A 21,186-nucleotide genomic window follows, 5' to 3' on the forward strand; every position below is an offset into this window, starting at 1 on the left:
ATCAAATCAATTAGTATATTATATCACAAACGATATTGTTGAATATATTTCTTTTGTTGAACGGATTTTTACAACAGCTTGAAACAAATGACCAGGCATGACAGCTAGGCAGTAGTAAAAAAGAGAGTGTGGTACCCGAGTTATGAAAGTTTTATTATTAGCACCAGCGAATAATGTGCATACGAAGAAATGGCTTGATTACTATAATTCGATTGGTATCGAGGTCATGAATATTAGTTTAGAGAACCACAAAGACTCTACTGAAACAATCCCATGGGAGAATGTAAGCAGAGTCTATTTAAATTTGAAATTGAATCATAAGATTTCCTATTTATTTACGGTATCGAGACTAAAGAAGATCATCCGGAACTGGCATCCGGACCTGATTCATTCTCATTATGCGTCAAGCTATGGGCTGATCGGGGCACTTACAGGATTCAACCCTTACATTTTATCCGTCTGGGGTTCGGATATTTATGATTTTCCCAATAAGAATATGATGAATCGGATCATCCTTCAGTATGCATTGAAAAAGGCGGATTATATTTGTTCTACGAGTCCTGCCCTGGAGCTTGAAACGAAAAAGTACATCGATGCAAACAAGCCGCTTTCCATCACGCCTTTTGGGGTTGATATTGACCAATTCAAGCCGAATCCGGAAGAGAAGGTGGAAGGTCAATTCAGGATCGGGATTGCGAAAGGGATGGAACCGAAGTACGGGATCGAATACCTCCTGAAAGGCTTCAAGCTCTTTTTGGATGAACTGGGCCCTGAACGCCAATACGTCCGCCTGCAACTGGCCGGGGACGGACCTTACTTTGCGAAATACAGGAAATTGGCAGAGGAGCTGGAGATTGTTGGGAACGTGGACTTCCTGGGCAGGATCGCTCATGAGGATGTGCCTGCATTCATCTCGTCCCTCCAAATTTTCGTCATCTCATCTTTAATTGAAAGCTTCGGTGTTTCGGCCGTAGAGGCACAAGCATGCGGGGTACCGGTTGTCGCCACGAATGTGGGAGGGCTTCCGGAAGTAGTCCTGGACGGGAAAACCGGATATTTGATCCCGGCAAAGGACCCACAAGCTTTGGCAGAAAAATTACTATTCCTCTATAAGGATTCGTCTGAACGGGAAAAATTGGGGAGAAACGGCAGGGAACATGTTCTCCATCATTATGACTGGGAAGAGAATTCCAAACGGATGATAGACCTTTATAATAAAATAGTAAAAAAAGAGAAATAAGATCCTCACTACCTATAAAATTAGTAGACACTCATGCGTCCTGTATCCCAGGCGTATGGGTGTCTTTTTTTACAATTATGTAAAACTTTGCGAAAACATGTCAAAAGTATGTCATATGTTGCCGATAATAATGGTAGAATAAAGGAAAATTTTAATATTATGGAGGAGAATGCAAAAAAATGAAGAAAAAGATTGCGATGCTTGTTGTTACAATGGCGATGGTACTTGTCGTTCCTATGCTGGCATCAGCAGAGAAGAATGTCGTCATTGACCCAGGTCACGGAGGTTGGGATTCAGGAACATCAGGATTTTCTGGGAATTCAACTGGTTTTTATGAAAAGCATGCCAATCTGGCAATCTCGGAGAAATTAAGAGATAAGTTGAAAGCTGCAGGGTTTAATGTTTACATGACGCGTACGGACAATACAAACTATTTGAGTTTGCAGGAACGTACAGATTTAGCCAATGCATTTGCCAAAGGGAAAAATGATCAAACCGTATTCGTATCCGTCCACCACAATGCGGCACCTACCAATCCGTATGTAAGTGGATTCGAATCGTATCATTATGATAATAAATATGCGTGGGAAGCGGAATATCCGCCAGATCCCATCCAGGTGGCCTATGGAAGTGAGTCCAGGAGATTAGCACAAAGGGTCCATCCAAGTACTGTGAACGCAATCGGAACTGAGGATAATGGAATGAGGAATAATCAGGCATTCTATGTGATCCGTAATACGCAAATGCCTTCTGTTCTACTGGAAATGGGCTATATGTCCAACCCCGCGGAAGAAGGTCTGATCAAAACATGGTCATTCCAGAATAATGCCGCAGAAGGAATTAAAAACGGAATCATTTCGTTCTTCAAAGTGTTCGAGGTCTACAATGCAGAAGGAAAACGCCTGAAGATCTATGACACGCAGAATGAAGCCATAGAATATTCGAAATCTCAAGCAAATACATATGTATTTGATAAATATCAGCAAAAGAAAGTGTATGAGAATCTGAATGAATACGGTGTCTATCAAAAAGGGAAGGACAAGCTTAAAACCTACCCGATTAAAGATGACGCCATAAAGTATGCCGGAACACTTGCAAATACGAGAGTGATAGATGAACACACTGAAAAGATCCTTTGGTCTAATTATTTACCCAAAAAATACAGTGTTCAAACCAAAGATGGAAAGAGCTTATGGTCGTATTATGACTTGAACAGTGCAATCGATTACGCAAAATGGAAAGCGACGCCTCTTAAAGTGGTGGATATTGATTCCAAAGGCGTCATCTGGTCCAGCATCGACGGCGTGAAGATCAATCGCTTCATCAACGATACAAACTTAATCGGCCTCGATCGAATCGAGACGTCCATCAAGGTTTCCAAAGATCTTTATCCGAACGGTTTCGCAAGCTCAAAAGCGAAAAAAGCCGTCGTATTGGCGACAGCCTTCGATTTTGCAGACGCACTGTCTGTTGGACCGCTCGCAGCCCAATTGGATAATGCCCCTATTCTATTAACGGACAAAGGCTATCTGCCAGCCGAAGTAGAAAAAGAGCTTGCAAGATTGAATGCTGACGAAGTATTCATGATCGGTGGCAAAGGAGCCGTTTCGAACGCGGTTCAGGATCGCTTGGCCAAGCTTGGAATGAAAGTGACACGATTAGGTGGAGCCGACCGTTATGAAACGAACCTGCTCATCAATAAGCAGCTGACGAATGTGAAAGGTGTATTCGCAGCATCCGGTAAGAACTATGCGGATGCCTTGGGAGCGGCACCGATTGCTTCAGCGAATCAGTGGGCGATCGTGTTAACAGGGAAGGACAGCATCAATTCTTCCGCTCTTACCTATTTAAAAGGAAAACAAGTGAAGGTACTGGGTGGAGGAAATGCGATTTCTTCAACCGTCGAACAATCGATCAAGAAATATTCAACGAACGTGGAAAGACTTTCAGGAGCCGACCGGTACAAAACCCTTGCAAGAGTGCTGACTGAATTCAAATCAGTCATGGGTTCAGACAAGTTCATCGTGTCGACTGGAACGAATTACCCTGATGCCCTGACAGCTTCTGCCCTTTCCGTGAAAACAAAGGCACCGATCATCTTGGTAGGCGGTTCATTGGATGGCCGACTCGAAGACTTCATTCTTGAATACCAGCCATCCGGTGGAGTGAAGGAAGTCATCAAAGTCGGCGGTAAGGTCGATGATTCCATTATCGAAAAAATGAAAAATGTCTTGTATTAAGGAGGACAACCATGTCTAACAGTCGTAAAAATATCTTTCTGACGTACCTACTCATCTTGTCTATGACTGTTTTTTCTGCTTGCAGCGCTTCCTCACCAAGTGAGAAAGCGGAGAAGAAGGAGCCTGAGAATACAAGTGTAGAAAAAGAAACACCGTCTGAAGAAGACGCTGCATTAAATGAAGGAACCGTGGAGGCTCCTGCCGACCAAGAAGAGAGCAGTGAAGAAGCGGAAGAAGAAAACACAGATTCAGAAGAACCCGCAGCAGAAGAAGATCAGGATTCTTCCTCTGAAAAAGAAGAAGTGAATCTGCTGCTTCAACAGCTGAAGCCTGAAAAGAATATGATCAAGACTTTTGAAAACAAAGATTTCAGCCTGACAGAGACAATCGTGGATCACAACGATACACATGTTCAACGTGTATTCAAAGTAGGGGAAATGGTCACTCTTCAAATCCTTAAATGGGATCAGGATGCCATCCAGGTGGTGTATGAAGAAAGCAGCCCGAAGGATCCGAAAGAAAGCAAGCTGAGTAACTTCAAACCGAATAAAGAAATGCAGCCGATGGCGGATATCAGCCGGAAGGGAAAAGGGGACACCCCTCAATGGGAAATCATCAGCGAGAACGAAACGCTGGAAGTCCCATATGACACATTCGAACATGTCGTCATTGTCCGCAACACGGTGAAAGCCGGAAACAAGGAAACCATCAATACCATCTACTATGCTCCGGGAATCGGTATGATCAAGGAAGTATATGAAGACACCGGTAAAAACGGCAAGAAAATAGAATCCGTATTGAAAAAAGTAGAAGAACTTTAATACTTGGAGGTGTCCTCAACCAGGGCACCTTCCCTACTACATATTGCAAGGAGGAAAACTCTTGAAGAAAGCACTATCCATGTTGTTCCTTTCCACGGCCCTGGTCGCAGCCCCTCTAAGCACCCAGGCAGCAGGTCAGCCAATCGAGGTCAAACTGCAAAACTATATCGGAAGCAAGACCGCACTACCTTTTACAACAAATGGTGACTATCAGGTGAAGGGAACGTCCATTTTCATCCAGCCCGGTGCCTCTTATACCATGAAAGTGGAGTCAGGGGACCTATCCCTTTATAAAGGCAGTTCTTTAGTGAAAAAGTTCAGTGGCAATGTAACCATCATTCCGACCATCACAGAATCGATGGACCGAGCCATGACGATCAAAGGAAATTCCGAGAAGCAATACTTAGGCGAAGTGGAATTTACCGTGGAATCCGGTAAATACGTCCGTCCCGTCAACCATATTAATCTCGAAGACTATTTAAAAGGGGTCGTTCCGGCTGAAATGCCTTCTTCATGGGGCGCAAATGGCGGATTGGATGCCCTTAAAGCACAGGCCGTAGCAGCAAGGACCTTCGTACTGAAAAAAGGAAACTGGTCCATCTATGATGGTCAAAGCGACCAAGTCTATAAGGGATACGATTGGGATTCCCATACGACAAAAGCCGTTAATGAAACTCAAGGGGAAGTCCTGAAGAACGGCGATAAGTATGCGGAAGCATTCTACTCCTCATCCAATGGTGGAAGAGTCTTTTCAAATCAAAATGTCTGGGGATCGGCATTGGTTCCGTATCTGCAAACCAAAAAGGACATCTATGATGCCAAATTCTCTCCACACAGCGATTGGAAGGTCGCTCTTTCCAAGTCGCAGTTTGACAATAGCGAACTGGATCTCAAGAAACCCGAATCATGGTGGACAGATGTAAAGGAAACAGATCAAACTATCATCTCTAACATGAAAACGTGGCTGAAAAGTAAAAAGATGATCGACGGAAAAAGCGACATCAAAATCGTAGAAATCAAAGATATGTTTTTTGATATCCCGGATGATTCCTTCACGTCAACAGATGTGTTAAAAGGAAAAGTATCATTTACGTATTATGAAAAAACCGACGATGGCTTCGTGAAAAATGAAGACGAGACCATCAAGCTTCAAACCAAAACGGTTGAAGATCGTTCGTATAATATCCGTTTCATGCTGGGGACTTCCATCATGAAGAGCCCTTATGTAAAAAGCCTGGATAAAAATGATGAGTCCTACACTATCAACGGCGGCGGCTTCGGTCATGGAATCGGTATGAGCCAATACGGTGCCTACCAAATGTCCAAAGAAGGCAACAATTTCAGGACGATTCTTGGTTATTACTACCCGACAACCAGTGTGAACAGAGAACTTGACTTAGGCGCTTATTCCCACGAACTTGAAGGGATCGACCGCTACGAAACAAGCGTAAGCGTTTCTGACTACGGTTGGGAAAATCGATCAAAGGCCGTCGTCATCGGACGCGGGGATTTATCGATTGATGCACTGACAGGAAGTGTCCTTGCGAAGAAGCTGGATTCTCCGTTATTGCTGACTACGTCCAAATCACTTCCGGACACGGTCCTGAATGAAATTAAACGCCTGCAGCCTGAAAAGGTTTACTTACTGGGCGGAAGCAATGCCATCGGTACCAATGTGGAAACACAGTTAAAAGGTCTATCTTTTATCAACGATGGTGACATTACCCGCATCAGCGGAAAAGAACGTTATGAGACAGCCGTCAAAGTGGCAGACGAAGTAAACAATAAGGATGAAATTTTTGTGGTGACGAAAGACGAGAAATCTCCGGATGCCCTGTCGATCGCTTCATATGCGAGCATGATGCAGATTCCGATTCTGTACACAACGAAAGATACCCTGCATGAAAGTGTAGAAGCATATATGAAGGAACATGACATCAAGAACGTAACCATCATCGGTGGACAATCAGCCGTCTCAACCGGAGTGGAGCGAGAACTTTCCAACCTGGCGCCGAATGTCACACGGGTCTACGGCCTGGATCGTTACCAGACAAGCTTGACGATTGCAGAGAAATACAGTGATCAATTCGAAGAAAAGACATTATTCTTTGCCCGCGGTGACGTCTTCATCGATGCCCTGCCAGCTTCTGCCCTTGCAGCAGCCATGAAATCCCCACTTGTCCTGACGCGTAAAGATGCGCTACCGGATCATGTAGGGGACTGGCTCGATAAACGCACCGTCCTAGCCGACACGTACTTCCTTGGAGGGAACGGAGCGATAAACGAAACTGTTCGACGCGATATTCAAGAAGCATTTGCGGATTGATTTGAATTTTGAATACAAAAACTAAGTAAACACACAAATGAGCAGTTTTATTCGTAACTGAATGAGGCTGCTTTTTTTTGTTCATTATGAGTGTCTTCGGATTGTTTAAATAAGCGGAATATTTCCGGTTATCCTGCATAATAGGGCTGGAATGGGTGCATATAAGCGGAGTTTTTCCGGTTAAGGCAAGATAAAGGTGCTCTATTTTCATGCTTTTGAGGAAATAGCCGGAATAATTCCTTCTATTTCTCAATATTTCGTGCATCAATCCTAAATAAGCGGAATTTTTCCTGTTATTGTTAGGGGTGGGGTGACCTCAAGGGGGCAGCTTGGTCGAAATCATGCGGGGATTGAAGAGGATCATGCCGGATTTAGGATATTCGTGAGGCAGGTGAGTTTTTCAAGCAGCCTCCTGATTAATCATGCGAAATTCCAAATAATCATGCCACCGTGTCGAAATTTCTTAACCCGAATCCCGTCATCTTTATCACGCCAATCCAAACAAAATGGAACACTATCCCATAATTATGACTACAAAACATGTTTGTAACACATATTTAACATATAGGGATGTATGAAGCTCTGTCCTTTTTACAGTGTTCCCAACGCCGAGACAGCCTTAGGGACGCATGGAACAAAGCATTTTCAAATGACCGGTTTTCCTGTATAATTTTTTATTGTTGTTCAATTATCAATACTTAACAGGGTGCGTCCCTTTTACTATAAAGAATAGCTGACATGGAAGAGACGATAGTCCTCACAGGGAAGGAGTTTGTAATGAAGAAACAGTTTGCTGCTCTATTGATGCTGACCACGATCCTGATTAGTGGATGCGGGGAACAGCCGTTGAAATTCAGAAACCTATTGGAAGCCGATCAATATATCCGCAATAATATTGAGAATACGGATTGGGGTACCTTCAAGCTTATGCTGAGTCCGGATAATTCGGTGACGGAAACGGATTTCAATTATCTTAAAGAGAAACTTACTTCTCAGCACAAGAGTTATTTTCACACCGAAGCCGTCGATAAATTCTATCGTTTTAATAAGCAGAATGAGCTCGTGTATATGACAGAGTGGGAGAAGAAAGACGGAGTTCTCCTGTTAAAAGATATAGATTATATTCAATAAACTAAAAAGACAATGAGGAGTTTAGTATGAATTTTTCCACACTCATGAACAAGTATGAGCCCAGGCTGAAGCAGATCATCTTGATTTTAGTGGCCGGATATTTGTTCTTCGCGCAATTCTCTACTCAAGCAAAATACATTAAGCTGCTACCTGTACCGGTTCCGGCGGTATTGACATTGGGAGTCGGGGGATTATTATTTCTCTACTACTTGCTCAATCGAAAAAAATTAACGCAAACTTCTGAGTTTGATAAGTATTTGAAACGTTTCCTGATCCTGTTCCTGATTTCATTGGGACTGGCCGTACTATCTGCTTTTTACACGGCTACCGTGTTGAATAGTGTAGAATATGTGAACTATCTGAAAAGCTCCATGGTCACTCGAATCGCTTACTATATCAGCTTTTTCATGTTTGTCTATTTCGGTTACCGCCTGCTCGTGAATGAGCCGAAGGACAGTAAGAGCATCATCAACGTTTATGCGTTGTCGATCACTCTTCTAGTGGCGGTGGCATTTTGGCAGCTGGCATACTTCATATTTAATATTCCATTCCTGAATTTGAACACGCGATCGTTCGTTCACAGCGTGGAAGGGGTGACCCTGTTCGATTTCAGGATTACGTCCTTCACCAATGAACCGAGTTATATGGGACCATTCCTGATCGACCTGATCATTCTCGGTTATCTTGTCGTGAAGCGTAAATGGGTCTATGCAGTCGCATTGCTTCTGCCGACTCTTTTCATCCTGGCTTTCACTTTCTCAGTGAGTGCTTACTTTAATCTTGTTATTGTCATCGGATTCCTGATGGTCTATCTCATGTTCCATCCAAGATTCCCGAAAAAGATCCTCTGGATGATTCCATTGGTCGGGGTCATCGGAATTGCAGGTCTATATCTCGTGAATCCGGATCTATTGGCCAAATTCTTCTCGCCTATCTGGGGGAGAAGGGATAATCTGTTCGATCCGACACAATCGAGCCGGATTTATATGTACGTCATGCCTTTCAAATGGCTGTTCGATCATTCCATCGTGTCAGGATTGTTTGGATACGGTCCAGGAGCCTATGAATTCCTGGCAGGAACGAAGATCGTCCCACATACCCAGATGAGCCTGGCGATATCCGCCAATAATATGTTCATCGACGTTCTCTTCGAACAAGGAGTGGTAGGACTTCTCCTTTTACTCGCAGGTCTTTTATCCATCGCCGTTTTCCTATTAAAGAACGGGATGAAAAATATGTACTACTTCATTGCATTAACAGAGTACTTTCACCTGATGGTCACATCCTTATACAGAGCCGATTATGTGACACCAAGGTTCTGGGCAGTCCTATTAGTCATCGCCGTGCTGGTGAAACTCGGTGAAATGAAGCACAAGCAAAATGTAACGGAGTGATACAATTGAGTTCATATAAAATCTTTCTATCCTATTTGATCTTTGTGGTTCTTTTGTTCGGCATTGTCGTTGGCGTGAAAACAAAAGAGGTGCAAAAAAGTGAATATAAATCGGTCGGAAATGAATATTCACTCCTGAACTTTGGCCTGGGGGAAAGATACCAGGAAGTGTCCAAGGTCATGAAAAATCCCGAATCCAAGGATGAAGTACTGGATGATGAGAAACAGAAGCTCCGTGTCCATTTTACCGGCGGCGAAGCGGACTATTTGATCACATCCAATAAGAAATTCAAGATTGAAAAGACGATCAACGTAGGGGATGATCTCGAAAAGGTCATCGATAACCATCTGGACTTGGACCTTTTTGAATACAAAGCAGATGAAACCGATGAACAGTCCTATGTCTATATGATCGTGGACGAGCAAACCGTCGTACTTGAAGTGAAAGAAGGTAAAATCTCGAAAATCCTTCTCGCCCAGGAGGAAATCCCGGTTGTTGAACTGATCGGTGCCTTCAATGAAGATCTGGCAACCGATGAATTTCTGGAGATGACCGACGAAGAGCTCCTGGATGAATCCAAAAAGCTCAGCTTCCGGATCGACTACGAGAAAAACAATCGAAAAGTACTTTCTGATGAGTTCCAGCAATATCTCGATGCAGGTCTTTTACCGGAAACCCCACTGCCAATCGGGTATTCAGAAAAGAACCTATTCAATAAATACGGCGAACCCGTATACATCTTCGAAGGCAAAGGCGATGTCCAATTCTTCTATTACTACAAACAATTCAACGCATTTGTAGGATATAACGAAGATAAAAGACTCATCGAAATCAAGTTCCCGGTCAATATCCCGGCAGACGAATTTGAAAAGATCCATGGAGATCTTGAAAATGACATGGATCTCGGTGATAACGAACTGAAACTGACTGAAGAGAATGGAACCATTACGGAAATCATTTTAAAAGAGAAGTAATGGAAAAGGTGCAGCCTGTGTGGGCTGCACCTTTTTTTAGCTTTAACTGGGGAGGGGGTCGCGTAAAGAAAATTCGACACGGCGGCACGATTATTTGAAATCTCGCATGAATAATCCGCATCCCGCATGAAAAATTTATAACCCGCACGATAATCTTATATCCGGCACGATCCCCTTCAAAACCCGCATGATTCCGAAGCGAGGGTACCCCAATGAGGAGAAACCGCCTACTCATACGGCCATAAATCCCCGTCCAGGCTCACACTCCCACCAAAACAGACAAACTTCAGCTAAAAACCAGTCTAGTGAGAACGAAAACCTCCCATCGAGTGAAATACTCGTAGAGAATCGATCAGCGTAAACCACAAAAAAAGAAGCAGACACCCCTACCAGGCATCTGCTTCTCTTAAAACCATTCAATCCTTACTTCTTCTCATACCGGAATATCTCTCTGAATGCCTTACTGTAATACCCGAACGGCTCCTCCAGATGACGATATTTCTTCAACGTAAATAGAGTCAGGAGTACAACAGCTGTCGGCGTATTATACATTCTCTTAAACAAAGGCCCTTTCCCGATAAATGATTTTTCATATAAGCGGGTCTGCATATCGGGTTTCTCGTGGTTCACGACAACCTTTGGGAAATAGCTGATCGACTTGTTATGCCGTGCTAAATCGAATAAAAAGATATTTTCTTCCCCTGAAGGGTAGATTGCGCCCAATCCGAACTTCTCGTCGAATTGAATGAGGGAGCGTTCGATGTTCGCCGTTTGGATGAAAATTTCAATAGAAGATTTCTTTAACAGCTTACCGGTTGTAACCTGTTTCTGCTCTTCTTCGTCATATTCTTTGTAGTAGACATTTTTGATCGGGTCATAGATTTGGAAGCAGGCAACATCCGTTTCCAGGTTCTCGTGAAAATAGTCCACGACCACTTGGAATGAATCATCATTATACCAGCAGTCGTCATCAGAGAACGTCAGGATACTTCCCGTGGCATGCTCTATGCCAACATTGCGAGCGAGTGATAAGCCTTTGCGATCTATTTCAATATGATTGTATTTAAAGTTAACATCTTTTAAAACGGATGTAATATAATTGTGATTGTCTTGTGATACAATAATGACTTCGAAGTCTTTATATACTTGATTATTAAGACTTTCAAACAATCGTTTCAATTCCTCTGGTTTCGTTCCAAGAGTTGGTACGATTACACTAATCATTTTCTTCATCCTCACATCTGAAATTACTCGCTATATTATAGCACATTAAACCTGTGAGATTAAGAAATCAATAACATATGGTATAATACTCGTGAAATTTAATGAATTTGGCTCATCAAGAGCGTAAATGGGCCACATTATGCAGAAACTATTTAAAAGACTTCGAACCGGTAGAATAAGAACAATGGATTTATACAAAACTAAGAGGTGAGTTCTTTGAGAGTGAAAAAAGCGATTATCCCGGCAGCGGGGTTGGGAACACGATTCCTGCCGGCAACAAAGGCACAACCGAAGGAAATGTTACCAATTGTAGATAAACCTACAATCCAATATATTATTGAAGAAGCCGTCAACTCAGGCATTGAAGATATCCTGATCGTGACAGGCCGCGGAAAACGTGCCATCGAGGACCACTTCGATAAATCGTTGGAACTGGAAGAAATGCTTGCGATGAAAGAGAAGTATGATGAGCTTGAGGAGATCAAGCAAATCTCTCATTTGGCAGACATTCACTATATCCGTCAGAAAGAACCGAAAGGACTTGGACATGCGATCTGGTGTGCGAGAAAATTCATCGGCGACGATCCTTTCGCTGTCTTACTTGGGGATGACATCGTGATTTCCGAGAAACCTTGTCTGAAACAATTGATCGATGAATTCGAAGAGAAGGAGTCGAGCATCATCGGTGTACAGGAAGTTTCCGACGAGGACGTATCCAAGTATGGTGTCATCGACGTAGAAGACCCGACGAACGATGGTCCGCTTTTCAAAGTCAAGGGACTTGTTGAAAAACCGAACCTGGAAGATGCCCCTTCGAACATGGCCATCATGGGACGTTATGTACTGACACCTGATGTCCTGGATATCCTCGGGGACCTGGAGCCTGGTCAAGGAAACGAAATTCAATTGACGGACGCCCTTCAAAAACTGAACGAGCAGCAAAATGTTTACGGATATTCTTTTGAAGGTAAAAGGTATGATATTGGAAACAAGTACGGCTTTGTTCAAGCAACAGTCGAGTTTGCTCTAATGAGAGATGACCTGAAAGGTCCATTGAAAGATTGGTTAAAAGACATCATTTCAGAATGAACAAGGAGAAATTAAGATGAACATATGTGTAATTGGTACAGGTTATGTAGGACTTGTTTCGGGTGTTTGCTTCAGTGACGCCGGGAACAAAGTGACTTGTTTAGATATAGACGCCCAAAAGGTGGAGAACCTGAAAAACGGGATCATTCCCATCTATGAGCCGGGCTTGACGGAATTAGTGGAGAAGAATATCAATGAAGGCCGCCTATTCTTCACGACGGATTATGCCGAGGGGATGAGTGACGCGGATCTTGTCATCATCGCAGTCGGTACACCGCCTAAAGAAAACGGCGAGGCGAACCTGCAGTATATCGAAGCGGCTGCCCGTTCGATTGCCGAACACCTGAACGATTACAAAGTGATTGTCACGAAGAGCACCGTGCCGGTCGGGACAGGTGCCATGATCAAAGGTGTCATCAAAGAAGTAGTCGGACATGACGAATTCGATGTCGCGTCCAACCCTGAGTTCCTTCGCGAAGGTTCAGCGATTCACGATACGGTGAATATGGAAAGAGCGGTCATCGGTGTGGAATCAGAGAAAGCGGAAGCGATCCTGAAGGAATTACATGCCCCTTTCACTAAAAATATCGTCGTGACGAATATCGAAACATCTGAAATGATCAAATACGCATCCAACGCGTTCCTTGCAACGAAGATCAGCTTCATCAACGAAGTGGCCAACGTGTGCGAGCTTGTAGGTGCGGACGTAACGAAAGTGGCAGAGGGAATGGGATATGATCCACGGATCGGCCCGCAGTTCCTGAATGCCGGCATCGGATATGGTGGTTCCTGCTTCCCTAAAGATACAAGCGCCCTTGTAAAGATTGCCGATCAAGTAGGATACGACTTCAAGATCGTGAAAGACGTAGAAGCAGTGAACGGGCTTCAGCGCTTCAAAGTGGTCGACAAGCTCGTGGAAGCCTTCAACGGCGACCTGAAAGATAAGAAGATTGCCGTCCTCGGTCTTGCGTTTAAACCGAATACGGACGACATGAGGGACGCACCTTCTGTCGACGTCATTCCGAAACTGCAGGAGCTCGGAGCGGACATACTCGCGTATGACCGCATTGCAGAAAAGAATGCAAAGGCATTGATCCCAAATCTTCGTACGGGTGATGATTTATATGAAGTCATCCAGAATTCAGATGCGATCCTGATCCTGACGGAGTGGGATGAAGTGAGAGAGCTTGACCTTGAGAAAGTGTCTAAGCTTGTTGAAAGCAAAGTGATCGTGGATGGTCGTAACATCTTCGACCCTGCCCATATGGAAGAGAACGGATTCTATTATGCATCCATCGGCAGAAAAACCGTTACATCATAATAACAAAGGTGGATCCTTCACAGGGGTCCACCTTCAATCGGTATGAGAGGAAGTCATGATATGATACTAGAAATAATCTTTTGGCTGCTGATCGTTCTTTCGGTTTATATCTACGCCGGTTATCCGATTCTCTTGAAACTCATAAGTGGAGTAGTAAAAAAGGATCGAATGACGGAAACGGGCTATGAACCAAAGGTAACGCTCTTCATCGCAGCATACAACGAAGAGAAAGTCATCGCTGAAAAAGTCCAAAACTCCGTGGAACTTGATTATCCACAGGACAAGCTTGAAATCATCGTTGTCTCAGATGATTCATCAGACAGAACGAATGACATCGTCAATGAGTTTGTGGCGAAATACCCGAACGTAAAATTGAATGTCGTGAAAGGCCGGAAAGGGAAGACGGCAGCCCTTAACAAGTCCGTCCCTCTAGCAACTGGTGAGGTCCTCGTATTCTCTGATGCGAACTCCCTTTACCAGAAGGACGCCGTCCATCATTTAGTGAAGCACTTTAAAGATGAGGAAATCGGCGGGGTTTGCGGAGAGCTTCGATTGACGAACCCAACCAATTCATCTATCGGAGAATCAGAGGGCGCTTATTGGAAGTATGAAAAGCTCCTGAAGATGCTTGAGACGGCAACAGGTACGACCATCGTAGCGAACGGTTCCATCTATGCCCTTCGCAAAGAGTTGTTCAAAGAAATGAATCCGAATGTCGGGGATGATATGCAGAACCCGTTGATCATCATCAGCCAGCAAAAGCGATTCGTCTATGAGCCAAATGCCATCACGATGGAAGAAACGTCACCAAAGTCTTCAGAAGAATTTGGCCGGAAGGTACGGATCGTCACACGAAGCTTCACGGGCATCATGAGCTATAAAAATGTCTTGAATCCGTTCAAGAATTTCGATTTCTTCTATAAATACATGTCACATAAATTCCTGAGATGGTTAGTCCCTTATTATATGATTGCGATCTTCATCATCAATCTATTCTTATTGGATCAACCGTTATATCAAGTCATGTTCGGTTTACAGTTATTATTCTATATCCTCGCATTGCTAGGAAAAGTGACAAGCAATAAGATTACCTATATTCCATATTACTTCTGCCTGGTGAACTATGCAGCCCTCCTCGGTACCTTGAGAGCGATCTCCGGTAAGAGGCAGGCCACTTGGACGCCGACTAGTAGATAATGGAAGTGAAACCCGATTTGAGTCGACTCAAATCGGGTTTTTTCTGTTCCAGCATGTCGGAGGATACAATAAAATGTCACTTCTTCGCTTTATAAGTAAGAGGAAAAGTGTTAAAATTTTATTACAATTATGTAAACGGGGTATAAAAAACTATGAATCTGGTAAACAAGCTGAAACAAGGATTATTATCCATATGGCAGGACAAACTTTTATTGATTTCTGCCATTGGACTGTCCATTAAAGTTGTCTTATTTTATTTATTTTTAGGCAAAGGGTTATTCGAAGTAAAGAGCTTATTCGTTACCCTCCCAGGGACAATCTTGATGTTATTCTCCTTTGTGTTCTTATTCAAGACATGGTCAAGGAAAACAGTGATCATCCTCATCAATGTGGTGGCCACGTTCCTGCTTCTCGCTCAAATGTGGTATATCCGCTACTTTGGAACACCGCTGTCATTCTTTGCTGTCCTGCAGACATCGAATCTTTCAGGACTCGGACCGAGCATCCGGGAGCTTATGAACGGACTTGATATCTTATTCGTCGTGGATATCATCCTTCTATTCGTCTTAGTGAAAAAGAAATCATTCTCCATCCCGAAGATACACTGGAGAACCTTCATCATCGTGTTCCTGGCAGGTTTCTGTATCCTTGCCGTTAAACCGATGAAGAATCACTACATCGATGGAGCTCCATTTGCACAAATCTTCAAGATCTATGATCGATATGATTACATGATGAAATTCAATCCACTTCAATACAGCGCGCTGGATCTGTACCTGTTCTATCAAAATAACCGGTATATGAATTTAAGTGACGAAGAAAGACAGCTGGTGGAAGATTGGTACAAACAGAAAGATGAGTTCCGGAAAGAAGATAAGGATCTCCATCCGGAATATAAGGGGATTGCAGAAGGCAAGAACCTGATCCTGATCCAAGCCGAATCCCTTGAAAACTGGGTGATCGGACAGAAGATCAACGGCAAGGAAATCACGCCGAACCTGAATCGCCTGCTGGAGCACAGCATCTATGCTTCCAACTTCTACCCTCAAACAAAAGGGGGCAGGAGCTCGGATGCCGAGTTCATCCTGAACACATCCATGCTTCCGGTGGCAGAGGGAAGTACCTTCTTCAGGTATCCAACCAATCATTACACAACCCTTCCAGGACTGTTGAAGGAAAAAGGGTATTCCACATTGGCCTTCCATGGTGACGAAGGAACCTACTGGAACCGAAGAGAAGCGTATCCTCATATCGGGATCGATAAATATTATGACATAGAGGATCTCGAAGAAGGGGAACACATCGGCATGGGTCTGAGCGATGTGGAATTCTTCAAACAATCCGTCGACATCCTGAGCAAAAAGGAAGATCCGTTTTACGGCCTGATGATCACGCTCACAAGCCATACGCCGTTCATCCTGCCGGACACATACAGAGAACTGGAATTTGAATCTCAATATAGTGAAACGTCCGCGGCTAATTATCTGCAGACCATTCACTACCTGGATATGGCGATCGGTAAAATGATAGCTGACCTGGAAGAGCGGGGCATGATGGACGACACCATCGTAGCCATTTACGGAGATCACGCCGGATTTGAAAACAGCTACAAAGAAAAAATGATGAAGGAAAATCCGAAAGTCGAGGGAATCGATGAATTAGGAAGAGTACCATTCATCATTTACAATCCTGAATTTGAGAAACTTGAAATCACGAAAGCCGTAGGTCAGATTGACATGTACCCGACTCTGGCTTACATGCTTGGAATCCCTGAAGAAAAATATGACCAGTCCATCACAGGCCGAAACATCCTCACGACAAAAGAAAGTTTCGCTGTGATTCCGCTGGAAAACAAAATCATCATGGAAAACGAAGCAGACCAGGCACACAAAGAGTTCGAACTACGTGCACAGCAAGTATCTGATCTGGTCATCCGCAGTAATTTCTTTGAAGAAGAAGAGGAATAAAGAGTGAACGCCTGTCTCCTTGGGGGATGGGCGTTTTTTTGGCTGGAGTGTGGCGTGGCTCGTGAACAGGGTAAAGAAAATTCGACATGCCGGCATGATTATTGCGAAATGTCGCATGAAAATCTAGAATTCCGCATGAAAAACCCATAACCCGCACGATTATCCTATATCCCGCATGATCATGGTCCATTCCCGCATGATTATCCTGCGCCGACGTTCCGAGCAAAGAATAATCCACCTGATCCGGCCCATTGGCTGCATTCAGGAGCACACTCTCAGCTAAAACATACAAATTAAAGGTAAAATACACAGGTTCAAGCACGATATAACGTTAAAATGCTTTCTAAGGCCTTCTCCTGCGATCTGAGTCGTAGACAGGCTATAGTGACTATCCGTATCCAAACGAACGCAATTTAACGCATTTCCTGTCGAATGCGACACAAACCATTCCAATCATAAAAAAGAAAACCTTGGATATCCATCCAAGGTTTTCTAGTAAACTAGCATTTCCGTCAAATAAACGGGTGCGTATTAACGTTCACGCAGTTTCTTCATCGTATTAAGAAGCGGTTTGTGCTGACCGATCAGTCCGACCACTTCTGCAGTCAGTTGAATCAATATGACAAGCACTGCAGAGAAAAGAATGGCTCCCCATAGGGTAGATCGTGTGAAAAGAATGGCACATAGTCCGAAAAATGCTCCGATCGCATAGATGATCAGTACGGTTTCTTTATGAGAGAAGCCCATGTCCAGTAAGCGATGGTGCAGATGCGATTTATCTGGTGCTGAAATCTTTTGTTTATTAAGGATACGTCGGATGATGGCAAAGAACGTATCGAAGATCGGTATAGCCAGGATGATAATTGGAACAACTAAACTGAAGATCGTCACACTCTTGAATAATCCAAGCAATGAGATGATCGATATACAATAGCCAAGGAACAGGGCTCCAGTGTCACCCATAAAGATCTTGGCAGGGTTAAAGTTGAAGAACAGGAATCCGATGGTCCCACCGATTAAGATTACCGTAAGGGCAACCACCATGTATTGGCCATTCATGGCTGCGAGAGCCATGATGGACGTCATGGCGATGACGGATACTCCGCCTGCCAGTCCATCTAAACCATCAATCAGGTTGATGGCATTGGTGATACCGACAATCCATAAAATCCCGAACACATAACTGAAATTCCCTAAATATATACGCTCTGCCACAAACGGCAATGTGATAAAGTCAATTTTAAAATCCGCAAACACGACGATGCATGCTGCCAGGATTTGTCCAACAAGTTTTGCTTTTGGTGATAGGGTGAAGCGGTCATCAAGGATCCCGACGATCAGGATGATTCCTCCCCCAAGAATGACGGGCCATAGTGGTAAGATCAAATCATTCAAGTACAACAGGCCGGCTGATGCACCGATGACGATCGATAATCCACCTACACGGGGCATTAGCCCTTTATGGACCTTTCGATGATCCGGTTTATCGACAAAGCCAAATCGTTTGGCGAATTTGATCACTAATGGAGTCACTGCTACGGAAACAACTAAAGAAATAGCAAAAGCAATTACAAAATCAATTAGAGAGTACATTCGTTCACCTCTTTTTCTTCTATAGGCACTCCAATTGTAAGAATAACACATATTTGATGATGTGCAACACTTTTTTAAAGGCAAGAATTACTAAAATGCGTAGTGGGTTCATTTGTCAAAAAATGAATTGAATTTACTTACTTAGACGTCGAAATACAAGTAAAAGTTTCAAAAAGTAACAAGTTATTTACTACTACCCCATAACCAGATCATCTTAAACGTCAGTTTGTCCGATTAATTTCACCATTGTAGGCGAAAATAATGGAGAGCACTATCCGTCAAAAGAGTCATTTTTTCGAGGGTACTCTCTATACAATTAGTATGAGTTTAATGATGGCGTTGTAAGAAAAAAGATTTTTCCAATCTAAACATTTTTAGGAGTCGGTTACTAAAGGGGATTCAAGGTATTCCACATCACCCTCCGTTATGACGGCCTGCCCATTTGTCAGCTCAGTCATCCATTCCGTGAATGCAGATGTATTTGCTTCTTCCACATAGACCTCAACCTCTACAGACTCCAGGTAATGAATGTCCTTCAGTTGATAAGGGGAGGATCTCACTTCATTCTCCACTTTCCCGAGCCACGTATAATCAATCGTGGACTTCATGATGCGCATCAATCTTCTTTCGACGATCCCTGTCGCGTTCAAGCCTTCAGACGTGGCCCGTCCATACGCGCGGATCAGTCCGCCAGCCCCAAGCTTGATCCCGCCAAAATAACGTGTCACCACAACGACAGTGTCCTTCAAGTCCCGCTTTTTCAACACTTCCAGCATCGGAACCCCGGCTGTCCCACTCGGTTCTCCGTCATCATTCGCTTTCTGGGTCATATTCTGCTCGCCGATCATATAGGCAGAGCAGTTATGATTGGCATCATGGTGCTTCTTTTTGATCGATGCAATGAATTCCTGAGCATCTTCCTCGGTCTCGACCCGATTCACATAAGTGATGAATCGTGAGCGTTCGATATTGATTTCATTTTCTCCAAAACCCTTGACGGTATTATACTGATGTAGCAAAATCATTTCTCCTTTCATGATTGCCGCAGCTTACGACAAAGTCCGCGCTTATATCCTAATTCTACTATATAGAAAAATGGTGAAGAATGCACAATTCTGGATGCTTTCCACGGCAAAAACTGGTTCTGCATGAAATAATGGTAATACAATGTAATCAAACTTTAATCTCCGACAATATGTGACATGGTATAATGGACGCTGATAGTAATACTTCAGTTGTTCCAACGCTTCATTAGGGAAGCCGAATGGTCTAGATAATTGCCATAGTTTCTCTATTATTCCTGGAGCGAATAATCCCTTGGTAGAAGTATTACATAGGAATATGCCTAGATGAATAAAGGAGTTTAGTGACTTTCCATTGAAATGATAATAGGTACGATCTAGTATAGATGAACAGTAGGTCTATGGACATGATGTCCTGAACGAATAAAACCGATTATTACTATGCAAGGATAGTTTCCATGAAGCTAGGCGGACGACTATTGTGGAACAAAAGAGGGGTGTACCGTGTCACTTAAAAAAATAGACACCAAGATGTTGGATAGCATCCTGAAAAAGATGGTCGATACGGTTGACGAAAGTAAGGATGAGATCTTCCAGATTGGCGAGCAATGTCGAACTGATTATGAAGAATTGATGAGAGAATTACTGGAAGTGAAAGAAATGGTCCTGAGGGTGATTGATGAAGGAGATGAACTCCAGCAGAAATCAAAGTTTGCCCGGCTCAGACTATCTGAAGTCAGCAAGCATTTCCAAACCTATTCAGAAGACCAGGTAAGAGAAGCGTACGAGAAGGCTCATGACCTGCAGATGAAGCTATCCATGAACCGACAGCAGGAAAAGCAGCTTCGGAACCGCAGGGATGAACTGGAAAGACGCTTGCAGGCACTCGGGGACACGATTGAAAAGGCAGAGAATCTCTGCTCACAGATATCCGTCGTTCTCAATTATTTGAATAGTGACTTAAGGCAAGTGGGCGAGGCGCTTGAGGACGCGAAGCAGCGGCAGGATTTCGGGCTACGGATCATCGAGGCCCAGGAGGACGAGCGGAAGCGCTTATCCCGGGAGATCCATGACGGCCCTGCTCAAATGATGGCCAATGTGATGATTCGCTCGGATCTGATTGAACGAGTATTCAGGGAAAAGAGTACAGAGCATGCCATCACGGAAATCCGCGATTTGAAACGGATGGTCCGATCAGCCCTTTATGAGGTCCGCCGCATCATCTATGACCTCAGACCGATGGCGCTTGATGACCTCGGGTTGATACCGACCCTCAAAAAATACTTGAGTACAATCGAAGAGTATAACCAGGAGACCTCCATACAGTTTGTGAATATGGGGCTCGATATCAGACTTCCTTCCAAATTCGAAGTCGCTCTGTTCCGGTTGGTACAAGAAAGTGTCCAGAATGCCCTTAAGCACGCAGAAGCCACGCATATCCAAGTTAAAGTAGAAGTAAAGAAAGACCAAATAATAGTTGTCATCAAAGACAACGGCAAGGGATTCGATAAAGACAAACAAAAAACAGGATCCTTTGGAATCATGGGGATGAAAGAACGTGTCGACCTTCTCGAAGGAGACATCACGATTGACTCAAAAGTAGGAGCAGGGACGGTCATACTGATCCAGGTTCCGCTTAATACGTAA

General features: G+C 43.7%; 15 protein-coding genes. 12 read left to right on the forward strand and 3 right to left on the reverse strand.

Going from position 1 to position 21,186, the window contains the following annotated elements; all coding sequences use genetic code 11:
* Positions 1 to 142: 142 nt before the first annotated feature.
* From N5C46_RS16300 to N5C46_RS16330, 7 genes are all read left to right on the forward strand, one after another.
* Positions 143 to 1,240, forward strand: a complete 1,098-nt coding sequence (locus N5C46_RS16300) for a glycosyltransferase (RefSeq protein WP_261749404.1) — start codon at positions 143 to 145, stop codon at positions 1,238 to 1,240.
* A 179-nt stretch (positions 1,241 to 1,419) separates the two neighbouring features.
* On the forward strand, positions 1,420 to 3,480 hold the full coding sequence (locus N5C46_RS16305) for a cell wall-binding repeat-containing protein (RefSeq protein WP_261749405.1): 2,061 nt from the start codon (positions 1,420 to 1,422) through the stop codon (positions 3,478 to 3,480).
* Between the two features lie 11 nt (positions 3,481 to 3,491).
* Positions 3,492 to 4,301, forward strand: a complete 810-nt coding sequence (locus N5C46_RS16310; protein WP_261749406.1) for a hypothetical protein — start codon at positions 3,492 to 3,494, stop codon at positions 4,299 to 4,301.
* Between the two features lie 61 nt (positions 4,302 to 4,362).
* The gene (locus tag N5C46_RS16315; protein WP_261749407.1) at positions 4,363 to 6,627 is read left to right on the forward strand and encodes a SpoIID/LytB domain-containing protein; all 2,265 of its coding nucleotides are present in this window, start codon (positions 4,363 to 4,365) and stop codon (positions 6,625 to 6,627) included.
* A gap of 777 nt (positions 6,628 to 7,404) precedes the next feature.
* Positions 7,405 to 7,758 carry a hypothetical protein gene (locus tag N5C46_RS16320; RefSeq protein ID WP_261749408.1) on the forward strand — a complete coding sequence of 118 codons (354 nt, stop codon included), beginning with the start codon at positions 7,405 to 7,407 and terminating at the stop codon, positions 7,756 to 7,758.
* 26 nt (positions 7,759 to 7,784) lie between these two features.
* On the forward strand, positions 7,785 to 9,152 hold the full coding sequence (locus tag N5C46_RS16325) for an O-antigen ligase family protein (protein ID WP_261749409.1): 1,368 nt from the start codon (positions 7,785 to 7,787) through the stop codon (positions 9,150 to 9,152).
* Positions 9,153 to 9,157: 5 nt separating this feature from the next.
* The gene (locus N5C46_RS16330) at positions 9,158 to 10,126 is read left to right on the forward strand and encodes a hypothetical protein (protein WP_261749410.1); all 969 of its coding nucleotides are present in this window, start codon (positions 9,158 to 9,160) and stop codon (positions 10,124 to 10,126) included.
* A gap of 423 nt (positions 10,127 to 10,549) precedes the next feature.
* Here N5C46_RS16330 and N5C46_RS16335 read toward each other — a convergent pair whose 3' ends face one another.
* Positions 10,550 to 11,350 (reverse strand): glycosyltransferase family 2 protein, encoded by an 801-nt coding sequence (locus tag N5C46_RS16335; protein WP_261749411.1) that lies wholly within the window; start codon positions 11,348 to 11,350, stop codon positions 10,550 to 10,552.
* A 216-nt stretch (positions 11,351 to 11,566) separates the two neighbouring features.
* Here N5C46_RS16335 and galU point away from each other — a divergent pair, with 216 nt between their 5' ends.
* From galU to N5C46_RS16355, 4 genes are all read left to right on the forward strand, one after another.
* A complete protein-coding gene (gene galU / locus N5C46_RS16340; protein WP_261749412.1) occupies positions 11,567 to 12,439 on the forward strand; it encodes a UTP--glucose-1-phosphate uridylyltransferase GalU in 873 nt (290 codons plus the stop codon).
* Positions 12,440 to 12,455: 16 nt separating this feature from the next.
* Positions 12,456 to 13,760 (forward strand): UDP-glucose dehydrogenase family protein, encoded by a 1,305-nt coding sequence (locus tag N5C46_RS16345; protein WP_261749413.1) that lies wholly within the window; start codon positions 12,456 to 12,458, stop codon positions 13,758 to 13,760.
* A gap of 60 nt (positions 13,761 to 13,820) precedes the next feature.
* Positions 13,821 to 14,957 (forward strand): glycosyltransferase family 2 protein, encoded by a 1,137-nt coding sequence (locus N5C46_RS16350; RefSeq protein ID WP_261749414.1) that lies wholly within the window; start codon positions 13,821 to 13,823, stop codon positions 14,955 to 14,957.
* 152 nt (positions 14,958 to 15,109) lie between these two features.
* Positions 15,110 to 16,924, forward strand: a complete 1,815-nt coding sequence (locus tag N5C46_RS16355) for an LTA synthase family protein (RefSeq protein ID WP_261749415.1) — start codon at positions 15,110 to 15,112, stop codon at positions 16,922 to 16,924.
* 531 nt (positions 16,925 to 17,455) lie between these two features.
* Here N5C46_RS16355 and N5C46_RS16360 read toward each other — a convergent pair.
* On the reverse strand, positions 17,456 to 18,517 hold the full coding sequence (locus tag N5C46_RS16360; protein WP_034765373.1) for a glycosyltransferase family 4 protein: 1,062 nt from the start codon (positions 18,515 to 18,517) through the stop codon (positions 17,456 to 17,458).
* A gap of 374 nt (positions 18,518 to 18,891) precedes the next feature.
* Entirely contained in the window at positions 18,892 to 19,536 is a 645-nt protein-coding gene (locus tag N5C46_RS16365; protein WP_261749416.1) for a YigZ family protein, read from the reverse strand.
* Positions 19,537 to 20,043: 507 nt separating this feature from the next.
* Between N5C46_RS16365 and N5C46_RS16370 the strand changes: the two genes are divergently transcribed.
* Positions 20,044 to 21,186, forward strand: coding sequence for a sensor histidine kinase (locus N5C46_RS16370; RefSeq protein WP_261749417.1), 1,143 nt, complete (start codon positions 20,044 to 20,046; stop codon positions 21,184 to 21,186).

The organism is Rossellomorea vietnamensis (assembly GCF_025398035.1).
GTDB classification, from domain to species: Bacteria; Bacillota; Bacilli; order Bacillales; family Bacillaceae_B; genus Rossellomorea; species Rossellomorea vietnamensis_B.